Origin of the sequence: Aliihoeflea sp. 2WW (assembly GCF_000497755.1) — a bacterium.
GTDB lineage: Bacteria > Pseudomonadota > Alphaproteobacteria > Rhizobiales > Rhizobiaceae > Aliihoeflea.
This window is the reverse complement of the sequence record NZ_AYOD01000001.1, coordinates 262297-276557: the sequence shown is the minus strand read 5'-3', so window position 1 is coordinate 276557 and position 14261 is coordinate 262297. Positions and strand designations below refer to the sequence as shown.

Below are 14261 nucleotides of genomic sequence, written 5' to 3'. Positions count from 1 at the left end.
CCTTACTGTGCTGGCGCAGGCTCGGCCGGAGCCGCCGGCTCGGCCGGGGCTGCGGAAGGTTCAGCAGGTGCTGCGGGCTGCGCCGGCTGGCCGACAGCCGCCTGTATGTAGGTGTTGATCTGCTCGGCGAGCGCCGGATCGGTCTGCGCCTGCTGGATGATCGTGCCGTACTCCTCGACCGTGATGCCGTCGACGGACTCGACCGCATCGACCATCTCTTCGCTGGCCTGCTCGCGAACGGTGTTCTGCGCGTCCTCGCCCTCGGCTTCCTGAAGCTGCGGCGCGTAAGTCCGGTTGATCTGGTCGACCTGGAGGAATGCGACGACGAAAGATTGCAGCTTCGCCTCGTCGTAGTTTGCAGCGGGCGCAGTCTGTTCGGCGGGAGCCTGTGCAGCGGGCGCTTCCATCGTCTCCTGCGCGATAGCAGGAAGCGCGGTCGCTCCCGCAAAGCCCAGAGTGGTCGCGAGAATTGCTGCGCGGATCTTCGTATTCATCGGCATATTACGCCCTTCCATTTCGATTGCCGGAAGTATTTCGCAATTCCGGCATGTTCGGTCACATTGCTTCGACAGGCTTGGGAGAAGCCCATCGAGGGAAAACGCAACCATGTATTCATCCGACAACGCCGGGTGATTTCAGCAATCCGGAGATTGGCATCGATTGTTCGAATTGCCACTCAATTGATCTTTGAAGATGAGACAAAAATTCAAAAAGGGCCGGCGCTATCTGCACCGGCCCTTTGCGAATTCATAACGAATGGGAAAGATCAGAACGGAATTTCGTCGTCCAGATCGCGGCCGTAGCCACCTCCGCCACCGCCGCCGGACTGCCCGCCACGACCGCGATCGTCAGAGGGACCGGACTGGCCGAAATCGCCGCCGCGACCACCGCCGCCACCGCCCGAATATCCGCCGCCACCACCATAGCCGACCTGGCCCTGATCGCCGCCCTGCCCGCGCGAATCCAGCATCTGCAGTTCGCCGCGGAATTTCTGCAGCACGATCTCGGTCGTATAGCGCTCGACGCCATCCTTCTCCCACTTACGGGTCTGGAGCGCGCCCTCGATATAGACCTTCATGCCCTTCTTCAGATACTGCTCGGCCACCTTGGCGAGGTTGTCGTTGAAGATGACGACCTGATGCCACTCGGTCTTTTCCTTGCGCTCGCCGGAATTTTTGTCGCGCCAGCTTTCCGAAGTCGCGATGCGCAGATTGACTACCGGATCGCCCGAGTTCAGGCGGCGCGTTTCCGGATCGGCCCCGAGATTGCCCACCAGAATGACCTTGTTGACGCTGCCTGCCATATCGCTCTCCAGATTACATACACTTTGTGCCGGCACCATAATGGATGCCGCCCGACGACGCTCCGGCGAAGTGCCGACGTTCCACAACAAACATGTTCTTATTTTGTTCTATCGAAACTCGAAGCTGAGATCAAGCGGAAATCCGGCGCTCGCAAAAAGCAAAGGCCCCTGACCATCAAGGGTTCGAGGGGCCTTCTTGTCGCCTCTTGGGCAACAGTATCGATATCCGAGTATCGATATATTATTTCGAAAGCGACTAGACGTCGTTCGACAATCGTCTCTGATTTTGGGTTGATCACCGACAAGCGGTCGGCGCGACTGCGTCAGGCAGTCAGAAGAGCCTATCCGGTGGAGTCATGCCTCACCTCATGATTGTCTCTCGGGTGTCGCCGACCTTGATCGGCTGACGGTTTCATCGTGCCTTCGCCCTGCCGTTAGGTCAAGGCGAAATCGGTGTCAGGAGCATGTTCCTTCTTCGTTCTTTTTGCTTGAAGCGGCGATTGAAAAGCAGCAAAAGAAACTAGCCTGCGTGCCGCCCTCGACGGAAGCGCGGGAATACCTACATGTGCGGCTTGGCCGGACGGCAATTTCCCGGCATCGCAATCAGGAAGGCGACGTTCGGCTCATGGCGGACCACAAATTCATTTCCGTGCGCGGCGCGCGCGAGCACAATCTGAAAAATCTCGACATCGATCTGCCGCGCGACAGCCTGATCGTGATGACGGGCGTTTCAGGCTCCGGCAAGTCCTCGCTCGCCTTTGACACGATCTATGCCGAAGGCCAGCGCCGCTACGTCGAGAGCCTGTCGGCCTATGCCCGCCAGTTCCTGGAAATGATGCAGAAGCCGGACGTCGACCAGATCGACGGCCTCTCCCCCGCCATCTCGATCGAGCAGAAGACGACGTCGAAGAATCCGCGTTCGACGGTCGGCACCGTCACCGAAATCTACGACTACATGCGCCTGCTCTTCGCGCGCATCGGCATCCCCTATTCGCCCGCGACAGGCCTTCCGATCGAGAGCCAGACGGTCAGCCAGATGGTCGACCGGGTGCTCCAAATCGAGGAAGGCACGCGTCTCTATATCCTGGCGCCGATCGTGCGTGGCCGGAAGGGCGAGTACAAGAAGGAACTCGCCGAGCTGATGAAGAAGGGCTTCCAGCGCGTGAAGGTCGACGGCACCTTCTATGAGATCGCCGACGTCCCTGCGCTCGACAAGAAATACAAGCACGACATCGACGTCGTGGTCGACCGCATCGTGGTGCGCGGCGATCTGGCGACGCGGCTCGCGGATTCGATGGAAACCGCGCTGCGTCTTGCCGAAGGTCTCGTCATCGCCGAGTTCGCCGACAAGCCGCTTAGTGAACAGATGACGGGCGCCGACGCCGTCAACAAGTCGAAGAACGAGACGCATGAGCGCATCCTGTTCTCCGAAAAGTTCGCGTGTCCCGTCTCGGGCTTTACCATTCCCGAGATCGAGCCGCGGCTGTTTTCGTTCAACAATCCTTTCGGCGCCTGCCCCACCTGCGACGGCCTTGGCAGCCAGAAGGCGATCGATCCGTCGCTCATCGTTCCCGAGGAGCACGTATCGCTGCGCGAGGGAGCGGTCGCGCCCTGGGCAAAATCGTCCTCGCCCTATTACGTCCAGACGCTCGAAGGTCTCGGGCGCGCCTATGGCTTCAAGATCGGCGATCGCTGGCGCGACATCGGCGAGGAAGGCCGCAACGCCATCCTCCACGGCACCGGCTCGCGCAAGGTCGAGTTTTCCTATGATGACGGCATGCGCAACTACAAGACCTCGAAGACCTTCGAGGGCGTGATCCCGAACCTTCAGCGCCGGTGGAAGGAAACCGAATCCGCCTGGATGCGCGAAGAGATCGAGCGCTTCATGTCGGCAACCCCCTGCCCGGCCTGCAACGGCTACCGCCTCAAGCCCGAGGCGTTGGCCGTCAAGATCGCCGGCCACCACATCGGCCAGGTCACCGAGATGTCGATCCGCAAGGCGGTCGGCTGGTTCGAGGAACTGCCAAAGGCGCTCAACGAAAAGCACAATGAGATCGCCGTCCGCATTCTGAAGGAAATCCGCGAACGCCTGCGCTTCCTGAACGATGTCGGCCTCGACTATCTCACCATGTCGCGCAATTCCGGCACCCTGTCCGGCGGCGAGAGCCAGCGCATTCGCCTCGCCTCGCAGATCGGCTCTGGCCTTACCGGCGTGCTCTACGTGTTGGACGAGCCGTCCATCGGCCTCCACCAGCGTGACAATGCTCGCCTCCTGGACACGCTGAAGCACCTTCGCGACCTCGGCAATACGGTCATCGTCGTCGAGCATGACGAAGACGCGATTCTCCAGGCCGACCACGTCGTCGATATCGGCCCCGCTGCGGGCATCCATGGTGGCAATGTCATTGCCGAGGGCAAACCGGCCGAGATCATGGCCAACCCGAACTCGCTGACCGGTCAGTATCTGTCCGGCTCGCTGGGCGTTCCTCTTCCGGCCGAGCGCCGGAAATCGAAAAAGGGCAAGCGCATCAAAGTCGTCGGCGCGCGTGGCAACAATCTGCGCGATGTCACCGCCGAAATTCCGCTCGGCACCTTCACCGCCGTCACGGGCGTGTCGGGCGGCGGCAAGTCGACCTTCCTCATCGAGACGCTCTTCAAGGCCGCCTCGCGCCGCATCATGGGCTCGCGCGAACACCCCGCCGAACACGAAAGGATCGAAGGCCTCGAATTCCTCGACAAGGTCATCGACATCGATCAGTCACCCATCGGCCGCACGCCGCGCTCCAACCCGGCAACCTACACCGGCGCCTTCACGCCGATCCGCGACTGGTTCGCGGGCCTGCCCGAAGCCAAGGCGCGCGGCTACCAGCCGGGCCGCTTCTCCTTCAACGTCAAGGGCGGCCGCTGCGAGGCGTGCCAAGGCGACGGCGTCATCAAGATCGAGATGCACTTCCTGCCCGACGTCTACGTCACCTGCGACGTCTGCCACGGCAAGCGCTACAATCGCGAGACGCTCGACGTCACCTTCAAGGGCAAGTCGATTGCCGACGTGCTCGACATGACGGTCGAGGAAGGCGTCGACTTCTTCGCCGCCGTACCCGCCGTGCGCGACAAGATGGAGACGTTGAAGAAGGTCGGTCTCGGCTACATCCATATCGGCCAGCAGGCAACGACGCTTTCGGGCGGCGAGGCGCAGCGCATCAAGCTGGCCAAGGAATTGTCGCGCAAGGCGACCGGCAAGACGCTCTACATCCTCGACGAGCCGACCACCGGCCTTCATTTCCACGACGTCGCCAAGCTGCTCGAAGTGCTGCACGAGCTCGTCGACCAGGGCAACACGGTCGTCGTCATCGAGCACAATCTCGAAGTCATCAAGACCGCCGACTGGGTGCTCGACCTCGGTCCGGAAGGCGGCGACGGCGGCGGCCAACTCGTCGCCTCCGGAACGCCCGAGGACGTCGTCGCCGAGCCGAAAAGCTACACTGGCCAGTTCCTCAAGGAACTCCTCGAACGCCGGCCAATCATTGGCAAGGCCGAGGCAGCGGAATAGAATTAGTCGTTGAATTACGTATATCGTTCAAAGACCGCGACGAGGTGTAAATGCAGAAGAGCAAAACCTATCCTTATCGAATCACTGGATCGGCCCAAAAGAGCCTACTGCAGCAAGTCTTCAAAGACGCTGCCGATTTGCGGTTTAGTCGCCTGCATATTTCAAGGGAAAATACAGATATCACATTAGATAATATTGATCAGTATCTGAATGAATTGCAATATGAATATAACATAAGCAATTTGCATGTCGGTACGTCTGAAAATCGATATGTGTACATTGACGTGCGACGATCAACATTGGAGTTAAGTGTCAGTTCAAATGATTTCGAATTTATCCATTGTGTTTTTCATATTTTCGAATCCATTCCAAAATCGCAAATTCTGCCCCCTCCTCCCGATCTCCCCATCATAACTAGAAAAAGTGAATTTCCCGGCGTAATATTTAAAGTAGACATATTGCAGCGGACATGCTCGATGCTCAGCGAAATTGCTGAAAATAAGGATTTGCGCATATCGGCTGCTGAAATTTGGAGCGGAGGCGACAAGATAATATTTGGCTCCATAGACGAATTCATAAAGATGTATTCTCGTCACGATTTTAGCGAATGTTACTTGGATGTTCGCGAAGACCGTGGCTCTCGTCGAGTAATTGTTTCCTCAACGAACTCAGAAACTCATGTGACCGTATCATCTACAAATCGTAGCGAAATTGATCGATTGATTGCCACGTTCCGAGACTGCGAACCTAGTTCGATGATCGAAGTTCGTGAAAATATTACGACGGCAAAGTTCCTGCGTGTTTTCATTGGTCATGGCAGAAATACTCAATGGCAAAAACTCAAATCTCATCTCCAAGACAAACATCGTATAAATGTTGAGTCCTACGAGACAGGAAATCGAGCAGGGCATACGATAAGAGATATACTTGAGAGTATGCAGGATACATCTAATTTCGCGTTATTAGTGCTAACTGGTGAGGACAAGACATCAGAAAACGGCCTGCGCGCTCGGCAGAACGTTGTTCACGAGCGCGGTCTTTTCCAAGGCAAGCTGGGCTTTGATCGAGCGATTCTCATCGTTGAAGAAGGGATCGAGCTTGCGTCAAATTTTGATGGTGTACAACAATTGCGTTTTAAGAAGGGGCGTATTGCCGAAGTGTTTGGTGATGTGATTGCTACTTTGCGGCGCGAGTTTGGGCCAATTTAACTTGCTGGGTAGATACAAGAACCTTCTTGAGAATTTTGGGGCGTGATTATGGCACTTATCCGCGCGGGCATCGGCGGCTGGACCTTCGAGCCATGGGAAGGCACATTCTATCCCGACAAGCTTGCGAAGAAGAAGCAGCTCGAGTTTGCCAGCCGGCAGATTCCGACGATCGAGATCAACGGCACCTACTATCGCGGCCAGACGCCCGAGACCTTCGCCAAATGGGCGGCGGATGTACCGGAGGGCTTCGTCTTTTCGGTCAAGGGCAACCGCTTCGTCACCAACCGCAAGGTGCTTTCGGAGGCCGGCGAATCGATGCAGCGCTTCTTCGACACCGGAGTTGCCGAAATGGGCGACAAGCTCGGCCCGATCGTCTGGCAGTTCGCGCCGACAAAGAAGTTCGAGGCCGACGATTTCGAAGACTTCCTGAAGCTCCTGCCCGAAAGCCGCGACGGGGTTTCCTTCCGCCATGTGCTCGAAGTGCGTCACGAGAGCTTCGCGGTTCCCGAATTCGTCGCGCTGGCGCGCAAGCACAAGGCGGCGATCTGTTATGCCGACCACCACACCTATCCGGAAATCGCCGATGTGACGGCCGATTTTGTCTATGCGCGCCTGCAAAAGGGCGAGGATGACGTGCCGACGGCATACCCGCCCGCCGAACTCGACCAATGGGCCGAGCGTGCGCGAATCTGGGCCGAGGGCGGCGAGCCGGTCGAACTATCGAAGGCCGACCCGAAATCGACCCCGGAAAAGCGCCCTCGCGACGTGTTCGTCTATTTTATCCACGAAGGCAAAGTCCGCGCGCCGCAGGCCGCGCAGGCCTTCATGGAGCGCGTGAACTCATAGGAGTTCGCGCAGGATCGCCGGCAGCATGTCCGGCAAATCGTCGGCGATCAGCCCCGGCCCAAACCGCGTTCCGGCCTCGGCGTGAATCCAGACGGCGGCGCAGGCCGCCTCGAACGCCGGCATTCCCTGCCCGGCCAGCCCCGCGATCATTCCCCCCAATACGTCGCCGGAACCGGCGGTCGCCAGAAAGGGCGATCCGTTCTCGTTGACGGCAATGCGTCCATCCGGCGCGGCGATCGTCGTATTCGGCCCTTTATAGACGACGATCGCACCCGAGCGCCGCGCCGCCTGGCACGCGTGATCCGCCTTCAGACCATCCGCCTTATCCCCAAACAGTCGCCTGAACTCGCCCTCATGCGGCGTCAAGACGACCTTCCACTCGGAGCGGGCGATCAGCCCGAACAGACGATCCGCCTCGTCCTTGAACGAGGTGATCGCATCCGCGTCCAGAACCGCAGTCGCGCTCCTGCCCCCAACGGCACTCGTCAGGATCGTCTCGACGAACGCCCGGCACTTTCCGCCCACCCCAAACGCCGGACCGATGACCACCGCCGGCGGAAAGCGCTCTTCCAAAAACGCCAGCAGCGAACCGACATCCTCGATCTCCGCCAGCATGGTCGACGTCAGATGCGCCGCGTTCGCAGCCAGCGCATCGCGCGGCGATCCGACGGTGACCGCACCCGCTCCTGCCCGCGCCGCGCCTTTCGCCGACAGCCGCGCGGCGCCGGTGTTCAGCGGCCCGCCGGAAAGCACAAGCACGTGCCCCCGTCGATATTTGTGGGCATCGCGCGCCGGCCGCGGCAAGCGCGCCGCCCAAAGCTCGGGCAGATTGCGGGGTGGCGTCTTGGCGAGGGGATCAGTCATTGCCCATTATGCTCGCACTCTGCCTGTTTCATGTGCACATCAACGATCAACATTCTCTCGGACCGTGCCCGTTTTCCGCTGCCATCATGCTTGCCCGTCTGTGGCCAGCGCGGCAATCGCGGCTTTCTGCAAAAAACCCGAAAACGAGACGCGGAATCGCCAAAACTGGCACGGACCGTGCATTCTTTTCGGCGAAACGGGACTGTCAGCCTCGTTTTTATCGTATCGGAGGCCAATTTCGCATGAAAAAGATCGAGGCGATCATCAAGCCTTTCAAGCTCGACGAGGTGAAGGAAGCTCTTCAGGAAGTCGGGCTTCAGGGCATCACCGTGACCGAGGCGAAGGGCTTTGGTCGCCAGAAGGGTCACACCGAGCTTTATCGGGGGGCCGAATACGTCGTCGATTTTCTTCCCAAGGTGAAGATCGAGGTCGTGCTTGGCGACGACCATGTCGAGCAGGCGATCGAGGCGATCCGCAAGGCGGCGCAGACGGGGCGGATCGGCGACGGCAAGATCTTCGTCTCGAATGTCGAGGAAGTCGTGCGCATCCGGACGGGAGAGACCGGCATCGACGCCATCTAGGCGCGGGCCGATCAGGGATTTCAAAGTTCAACTACAGGGAAACTGAAAATGACCACAGCAAATGACATCCTCAAGCGGATCAAGGACGAGGACGTCAAGTTCGTCGACCTGCGCTTCACCGATCCCAAGGGCAAGCTGCAGCACGTGACGATGGACATCGCGGCCGTCGACGAAGACATGTTCGCCGATGGCGTCATGTTCGACGGCTCGTCGATCGGTGGCTGGAAGGCCATCAACGAGTCCGACATGGTGCTCATGCCCGACACCGAGACGGCGCACATGGACCCGTTCTTCGCCCAGTCGACCATGGTCATCGTCTGCGACATTCTCGATCCCGTCTCGGGCGAGGCCTACAACCGCGATCCGCGCACGACCGCCAAGAAGGCCGAAGCCTATCTGCGTTCGGAAGGCTTCGGCGACGAGGTCTATGTCGGCCCGGAAGCCGAATTCTTCGTCTTCGACGACGTCAAGTACAAGGCCGATCCCTACAACACCGGCTTCAAGCTCGACTCCTCGGAACTGCCGTCCAACGACGATTCCGAATACGAGACCGGCAACCTCGGCCACCGTCCGCGCGTAAAGGGCGGCTATTTCCCGGTTCCGCCGATCGATTCGCTGCAGGACATGCGTTCCGAGATGCTCTCGGTCATGTCGGAGATGGGCGTCGTCGTCGAAAAGCACCACCACGAAGTGGCTGCCGCTCAGCATGAGCTCGGCATCAAGTTCGACGCGCTGACCCGCAACGCCGACAAGATGCAGATCTACAAGTATGTCATCCACCAGGTCGCCAACGCCTACGGCAAGACGGCAACCTTCATGCCGAAGCCGATCTACGGCGACAACGGCTCGGGCATGCACGTCCACATGTCGATCTGGAAGGGCGGCAAGCCCACCTTCGCCGGCAACGAATATGCGGGCCTGTCGGAGAACTGCCTGTTCTTCATCGGCGGCATCATCAAGCACGCCAAGGCGCTCAACGCCTTCACCAACCCCTCGACCAACTCCTACAAGCGTCTGGTCCCCGGCTTCGAAGCCCCGGTTCTGCTCGCCTATTCGGCACGCAACCGCTCGGCCTCCTGCCGCATTCCGTTCGGCAACTCGCCGAAGGCCAAGCGCGTCGAGGTCCGCTTCCCCGATCCGACCGCCAATCCGTACCTCGCCTTCTCGGCGATGCTGATGGCCGGCCTCGACGGCATCAAGAACAAGATCCACCCGGGCCAGGCCATGGACAAGGATCTCTACGATCTGCCGCCGAAGGAACTGAAGAAGATCCCGACCGTCTGCGGTTCGCTGCGCGAAGCGCTGACCTCGCTCGACAAGGATCGCGGCTTCCTGAAGGCCGGCGGCGTGTTCGACGACGACCAGATCGATTCCTACATCGAGCTCAAGATGGCCGAAGTGCTGCGTTTCGAAATGACGCCGCACCCGATCGAATTCGACATGTACTATTCGGTCTGATCGGACCGCGTCTGAAATGCGAAAGGGCGGCTCTCGGGCCGCCCTTTTTCGTTGCCGCGAATGGCTACTGCCAGTGCCGGTGCTGCGCTTCGATCGTCGCCAGCACCGCCTCGGCGCCGATCTCGCCGGCCGGTCGCTCGGTGTGGAGCCGCTGCGCGACGATGTCGAAACCGTGCATCTGCGTCGCGCGCGCCGGCGTCGCCGCCCAGATCTGCTCGATCGCCCGCGCGAGGTTCCCCGGCCGCACATATTCGTTGTAATATTCCGGCACGACCGGCCAATCAGCGATCAAATTGGGCAACGACGCCGACCAGGTCTTCACCAGGCTCATCAGCGCGCGCCAGATCGCATCGGTCTTGTAGCAGGCGACCAGCGGCACCCGCGCCAGCGCAAGCTCCAGCGAGACCGTACCTGAAGCGGCAAGCGCCGCATCCGCTCGGGCGAACGCCTCGTACTTGCCTTCTGCATCCTCGATGATCCGCGTCGGCACCGGCCAGTCGGCGATCGCGTCGTGAACCAGCGCCGCGACCTTCGGCACGGTCGGAATGTACACCTCGAAGCGGTTTCCGCGCGCGACGAGTTCCCTTACCGTCTCGCCGAACGGCCCGATCAGGCTCGTCACTTCCGCCCGGCGCGAGCCGGGAAGAACCAGCAGCGACTTCGTCCCCCAGGCCGGATCGCCGCGCGTCATCTGCGCGGCGGCGGCATGCCGCAAGCCGGCATCCTGCGTCAACCGGTGGCCGACAAACGTGCCGGATGGCCCGCCGAGCCGCTCGAGCTCGCCCGGCTCGAAAGGCAGCAGGCACAAGATGTGGTCGATATAGGGCTTCATCTCCACCGCCCTGCCCGGTCGCCACGCCCAGACGCTCGGGCAGACATAGTGAACCGTCGGGATGGTGGGCACGATCGCGCGCACCTTGCGCGCGACGCGCAGCGAGAATTCCGGGCTGTCGATGGTGATGAGGCAGTCCGGCCGCTCTGCCGCGATCGCCTTGGCGGTCTGGTTCAGCCGGCCGATCAGCCGAGGCAAATCCTTCACGACGGCGGTCACGCCCATCAATGCGATCTGCGATCCGTCAAAGAAAGAGTTGAGCCCGCGCGCTTCCAGATGCCGCCCGCCGACGCCGACGAGTTCGATCGGCCGCCCCGTCAGGCGCGCTATCGCGTCGACGAGGTCGCCCCCCAGAAGGTCGCCCGATTCCTCGCCGGCCACGATGGCGATCTTCAAAGCCTGCATCAATCGTCACCCTTCAGGCCATAGATGAAGACGCCGTGCGCCTTCGCGCGCGCCACGGTCGTTGCGAAATCCAGAATGAAAGCCCGCTCCGCGTCGAGCGCGATACCCTTCAATCCGGCCGCAAATGCGGCGTCGACCGTATCCGGCCCGATCGCCGGCAGGTCGGCGCGCAAATCCTGTGCGGGCTTGGCGCATTTGACGAGCACGCCGCCGCTGCGTCCGGCAAGCCGGCCGTGACCGCGCATGCCGGCAACGCGTTCGATCAGCCCTTCAGTTCCCTCGATGCCTTCGAGTGCGACCGCCCGTCCCCCGATCGCAATCGCGGCCTGCCCGATATCGAGCGCGCCGATCGCGCGCGCCGCTTGCGCCGCGGCGTGAACATCCCGCATGTCGGCAGCCGACGGCTTCGGCCCGGCAATCAGGCCGGCGCCTGCGAGTAGGTCGGGCGCCAGTTCATGCGCGCCGACCACCGCGATGCCGTGCGCTTCCAGATGCCCGATGATGGTGCGCAAGAGGACGTCGTCGCCGGATGCGAGCGCCGTGACGAGCCGCGGCAGCATCGAGACGAGCGACCACGACCAGCGTATCGACTTCAGCGCCGGGCGACGCGCGACCCCGCCCGCCATCACGACCCGTTCGACCCCGGCGGATTTGAGCATCGGCACCAACCGGCCGAAATCCTCGACCCGCAGCCAGCCATGCTCATGGCTAGTGAAGAGCGGCAGCGGCTCCGCCTCGCCCTCGATCAGGACCAGAAAGGGTTTCGCGCCGCGCGCATTGAGGCTCTCGATGATTTCGATTGGCAGGCGTCCACTGCCTGCGATCAGCCCGATCCGGCCCTCGGCCAGGTCAATCCTCGTCATCGGTTTCGACGCCGCGATCACTCAGGGCCGGCACCGTGAAGTAGCGCTTCCCGCGCGCCTGCAGGAAGGAGAGGATGTCGGCGACTGCGGGCGCGTGACCATATTCGGCGGCAACGAGCGGGATCGCTTCGGCGAGCGTTCGTCCCGGCGCGAAGAGCATCTTGTAGGCGGCGCGCATTTCCATCAGTTCGGCGCGCGAATGGCCCGACCGCTTGATGCCGATGACGTTCAGCCCGCGCAGCTTCGCCCGGTCGCCGACCGCCATCCCATATGGGATCACGTCACCGACGACGGCGGCATAGCCGCCAATGAAGGCGTGGTGGCCGACGCGCACGAACTGATGCACGGCAGCAAGCCCGCCGATCGTGACGAAATCGCCGATTTCGCTATGCCCGCCGAGCGCGGTGGAGTTCGCCATCGTCACGTTGTCGCCTACGATGCAGTCATGCGCGACATGCGACTGCGCCATGAAATAGCCGTTCGAGCCGACGGTCGTCGCGCCGCGCGACGTATCTGTGCCGAGATTGAAGGTGACGCCCTCGCGGATTTCGCAGTTGGTGCCAACCGTCAGCGTCGTGCGCCCGCCCTTGTGCCGCACGCTTTGCGGCGGTCCGCCGAGAACGGCATTCGGCCAGATCCTGCAATCGGCGCCGATCGTCGTCGCGCCGAGCACCGTGACATGGCTCACCATCCGCACCCGATCGCCGATCTCGGCATCCGGCCCAACATGGCAGAACGGCCCGACATGGACACCGAGACCCAGCTTGGCACCGGTCTCGACGACCGCCGAGGGATGGATGAACGTCTCGTCGGCCATGCCGTCAGCCCTGCTTGGCCGACATCATGGCGGAAATCTCCGCCTCCGCGACCTTGGCGCCGTCAACGATGGCCTCGCAGCCGAAGCGCCAGATATTTCCGCGCTGCTTCAGCTTCTTCACGTGCATTTCGAGCCGGTCGCCCGGCACCACCGGCTTGCGGAACTTCGCGCCGTCGATCGTCATGAAATAGACCAGAGACGGCGTTTCGGCAGCCGTCTTGTTGATGCAGATCGCCCCGGCGGTCTGCGCCATTGCCTCGATGATCAGCACCCCCGGCATCACCGGGAATTCCGGGAAGTGGCCGGTGAAATGCGGCTCGTTCATCGTCACGTTCTTGATGCCGATGGCCGATTCGTCGCCATTGATCTCGATGATCTTGTCGACCAGCAGGAACGGATAGCGATGCGGCAGAAGCTTCAGCAAGTCCTGGATGGTCAAAGTGTCGAGCGTCGTCGGATTGCCGTCAGTCATCGCCGCCTTCCTTGGTCTTTCGCGAGCCGGATACGAGTTTGCGGATATAGGTGACTTCGCGGAAGAAGTCCTTCATCGGCTGGGCGGGCATACCGCCCCACCTGCCGCCGTCCGGAATGTCGTGCATGACGCCGCTGGCCGCCGCGACCGCGGCACCGGTTCCGATCGTGACATGGTCGGCAAGCCCGACACGTCCGCCGAGCATCACGTAGTCGCCCAGCGTCACCGAGCCCGACAGGCCGCAATGGCCGGCGATCACGCAGCCGCGCCCCAGACGTACATTGTGGGCGATCTGCACGAGATTGTCGATCTTGCTGCCCTCGCCGATCACGGTATCGGACATGGCCCCGCGATCGACGGTCGTGTTCGCGCCGATCTCGACATCGTCCTGGATGATGACCCGGCCGATCTGCGGCATCTTTTCCGGCCCGCGCGGACCGGTGACGAAGCCGAACCCATCCTGCCCGATCTGCGCGCCGCCATAGATCAGCACGCGATTGCCGACCAGCGCATACTGAACGGAAACGTTGGGGCCGATATAGCAATCGCGCCCGACCCGGCAATTGCGCCCGATGACGGCGTTGGGTGCGACGACGGTTCCGGAGCCGACATGCGCCCCTGCTCCGACGACGGCCCCCGGCTCGATGATCGCTCCGTCCTCAACCTGCGCGGTCGGGTCGACATAGGCGCGATCCGAAATTCCGGTCTCCGACGTCAGCGCCGCCGGCTTGGCAGCCGTCGGGAAAAGCAGGCGCCCGACGGTTGCGAACGCGTATTGCGGCTTGCGGGTGACGAGGACAGCCACTCCGGAGGGAACCTGATCGGCGATATCGGACGTGCACAGCACGGCAGTCGCCTTCAGGCCCGTCAGATGGTGCGCATTGCGCTTGCCATCCACGAACACGAGCGCCCCCTCGCCCGACTCTGAGACGGGAGCGATACGGCTGACCGGCGTTTCGGCGTAAGCGGCATTGGCGAGATCCGCGCCCGTAAGCGCAGCAATCTCGCCAACCGAAAAGGTTCGTGCCGGCTCAAAGAAGAGCGGATCTGTCATTCATGCCT

Annotated in this window: 13 protein-coding genes; 5 read left to right on the top strand and 8 right to left on the bottom strand. The window is 61.5% G+C overall.

Annotation, left to right across the window (positions count from 1 at the left end):
- Window positions 1-2: 2 nt before the first annotated feature.
- Both ALII_RS0101390 and ssb read right to left on the bottom strand, forming a co-directional pair.
- Window positions 3-500, bottom strand: a complete 498-nt coding sequence (locus ALII_RS0101390; protein WP_051375732.1) for a DUF4168 domain-containing protein — start codon at window positions 498-500, stop codon at window positions 3-5.
- Between the two features lie 266 nt (window positions 501-766).
- Window positions 767-1303 carry a single-stranded DNA-binding protein gene (gene ssb, locus ALII_RS0101385; protein WP_024585552.1) on the bottom strand — a complete coding sequence of 179 codons (537 nt, stop codon included), beginning with the start codon at window positions 1301-1303 and terminating at the stop codon, window positions 767-769.
- A 625-nt stretch (window positions 1304-1928) separates the two neighbouring features.
- Here ssb and uvrA point away from each other — a divergent pair.
- Genes uvrA through ALII_RS0101370 form a run of 3 tightly spaced genes read left to right on the top strand, consistent with a single transcriptional unit; the run spans window position 1929 to window position 6907 of the window.
- Window positions 1929-4853, top strand: a complete 2925-nt coding sequence (uvrA, locus tag ALII_RS0101380; protein WP_024585551.1) for an excinuclease ABC subunit UvrA — start codon at window positions 1929-1931, stop codon at window positions 4851-4853.
- Window positions 4854-4903: 50 nt separating this feature from the next.
- Complete coding sequence (locus ALII_RS21770; RefSeq protein WP_081718856.1) at window positions 4904-6061, top strand: nucleotide-binding protein; 1158 nt, start codon at window positions 4904-4906, stop codon at window positions 6059-6061.
- 48 nt (window positions 6062-6109) lie between these two features.
- Complete coding sequence (locus tag ALII_RS0101370; RefSeq protein WP_024585549.1) at window positions 6110-6907, top strand: DUF72 domain-containing protein; 798 nt, start codon at window positions 6110-6112, stop codon at window positions 6905-6907.
- Here ALII_RS0101370 and ALII_RS0101365 read toward each other — a convergent pair.
- Window positions 6902-7771, bottom strand: a complete 870-nt coding sequence (locus ALII_RS0101365; protein ID WP_024585548.1) for an NAD(P)H-hydrate dehydratase — start codon at window positions 7769-7771, stop codon at window positions 6902-6904. The genes ALII_RS0101370 and ALII_RS0101365 overlap by 6 nt on opposite strands.
- A 242-nt stretch (window positions 7772-8013) precedes the next feature.
- Between ALII_RS0101365 and ALII_RS0101360 the strand changes: the two genes are divergently transcribed.
- Window positions 8014-8352 (top strand): P-II family nitrogen regulator, encoded by a 339-nt coding sequence (locus ALII_RS0101360; RefSeq protein WP_024585547.1) that lies wholly within the window; start codon window positions 8014-8016, stop codon window positions 8350-8352.
- Between the two features lie 48 nt (window positions 8353-8400).
- Window positions 8401-9810 (top strand): type I glutamate--ammonia ligase, encoded by a 1410-nt coding sequence (gene glnA / locus ALII_RS0101355; RefSeq protein ID WP_024585546.1) that lies wholly within the window; start codon window positions 8401-8403, stop codon window positions 9808-9810.
- A gap of 64 nt (window positions 9811-9874) precedes the next feature.
- On the opposite strand, the gene ALII_RS0101350 is transcribed toward glnA, so the two are convergent.
- The 5 genes from ALII_RS0101350 to lpxD are packed head-to-tail and all read right to left on the bottom strand — an operon-like array spanning window position 9875 to window position 14253.
- Window positions 9875-11047, bottom strand: coding sequence for a lipid-A-disaccharide synthase (locus ALII_RS0101350; protein WP_024585545.1), 1173 nt, complete (start codon window positions 11045-11047; stop codon window positions 9875-9877).
- Entirely contained in the window at window positions 11047-11910 is an 864-nt protein-coding gene (gene lpxI / locus ALII_RS0101345) for a UDP-2,3-diacylglucosamine diphosphatase LpxI (RefSeq protein ID WP_024585544.1), read from the bottom strand. Before lpxI ends, ALII_RS0101350 begins: the two co-directional genes overlap by 1 nt.
- Window positions 11897-12727, bottom strand: coding sequence for an acyl-ACP--UDP-N-acetylglucosamine O-acyltransferase (lpxA, locus tag ALII_RS0101340; protein WP_024585543.1), 831 nt, complete (start codon window positions 12725-12727; stop codon window positions 11897-11899). The genes lpxI and lpxA overlap by 14 nt, the downstream gene beginning before the upstream one ends.
- A 4-nt stretch (window positions 12728-12731) precedes the next feature.
- Window positions 12732-13199, bottom strand: coding sequence for a 3-hydroxyacyl-ACP dehydratase FabZ (gene fabZ / locus ALII_RS0101335; RefSeq protein ID WP_024585542.1), 468 nt, complete (start codon window positions 13197-13199; stop codon window positions 12732-12734).
- Window positions 13192-14253, bottom strand: a complete 1062-nt coding sequence (gene lpxD, locus ALII_RS0101330; RefSeq protein WP_024585541.1) for a UDP-3-O-(3-hydroxymyristoyl)glucosamine N-acyltransferase — start codon at window positions 14251-14253, stop codon at window positions 13192-13194. The genes fabZ and lpxD overlap by 8 nt, the downstream gene beginning before the upstream one ends.
- Window positions 14254-14261: the final 8 nt, after the last annotated feature.

Excerpts from the sequence above, each read along its gene's own strand:
- ALII_RS0101390 (WP_051375732.1), bottom strand. The coding sequence starts at position 500 with ATGCCGATGAATACGAAGATCCGCGCAGCAATTCTCGCGACCACTCTG.
- ssb (WP_024585552.1), bottom strand. The coding sequence starts at position 1,303 with ATGGCAGGCAGCGTCAACAAGGTCATTCTGGTGGGCAATCTCGGGGCC.
- uvrA (WP_024585551.1), top strand. The coding sequence starts at position 1,929 with ATGGCGGACCACAAATTCATTTCCGTGCGCGGCGCGCGCGAGCACAAT.
- ALII_RS21770 (WP_081718856.1), top strand. The coding sequence starts at position 4,904 with ATGCAGAAGAGCAAAACCTATCCTTATCGAATCACTGGATCGGCCCAA.
- ALII_RS0101370 (WP_024585549.1), top strand. The coding sequence starts at position 6,110 with ATGGCACTTATCCGCGCGGGCATCGGCGGCTGGACCTTCGAGCCATGG.
- ALII_RS0101365 (WP_024585548.1), bottom strand. The coding sequence starts at position 7,771 with ATGACTGATCCCCTCGCCAAGACGCCACCCCGCAATCTGCCCGAGCTT.
- ALII_RS0101360 (WP_024585547.1), top strand. The coding sequence starts at position 8,014 with ATGAAAAAGATCGAGGCGATCATCAAGCCTTTCAAGCTCGACGAGGTG.
- glnA (WP_024585546.1), top strand. The coding sequence starts at position 8,401 with ATGACCACAGCAAATGACATCCTCAAGCGGATCAAGGACGAGGACGTC.
- ALII_RS0101350 (WP_024585545.1), bottom strand. The coding sequence starts at position 11,047 with ATGCAGGCTTTGAAGATCGCCATCGTGGCCGGCGAGGAATCGGGCGAC.
- lpxI (WP_024585544.1), bottom strand. The coding sequence starts at position 11,910 with ATGACGAGGATTGACCTGGCCGAGGGCCGGATCGGGCTGATCGCAGGC.
- lpxA (WP_024585543.1), bottom strand. The coding sequence starts at position 12,727 with ATGGCCGACGAGACGTTCATCCATCCCTCGGCGGTCGTCGAGACCGGT.
- fabZ (WP_024585542.1), bottom strand. The coding sequence starts at position 13,199 with ATGACTGACGGCAATCCGACGACGCTCGACACTTTGACCATCCAGGAC.
- lpxD (WP_024585541.1), bottom strand. The coding sequence starts at position 14,253 with ATGACAGATCCGCTCTTCTTTGAGCCGGCACGAACCTTTTCGGTTGGC.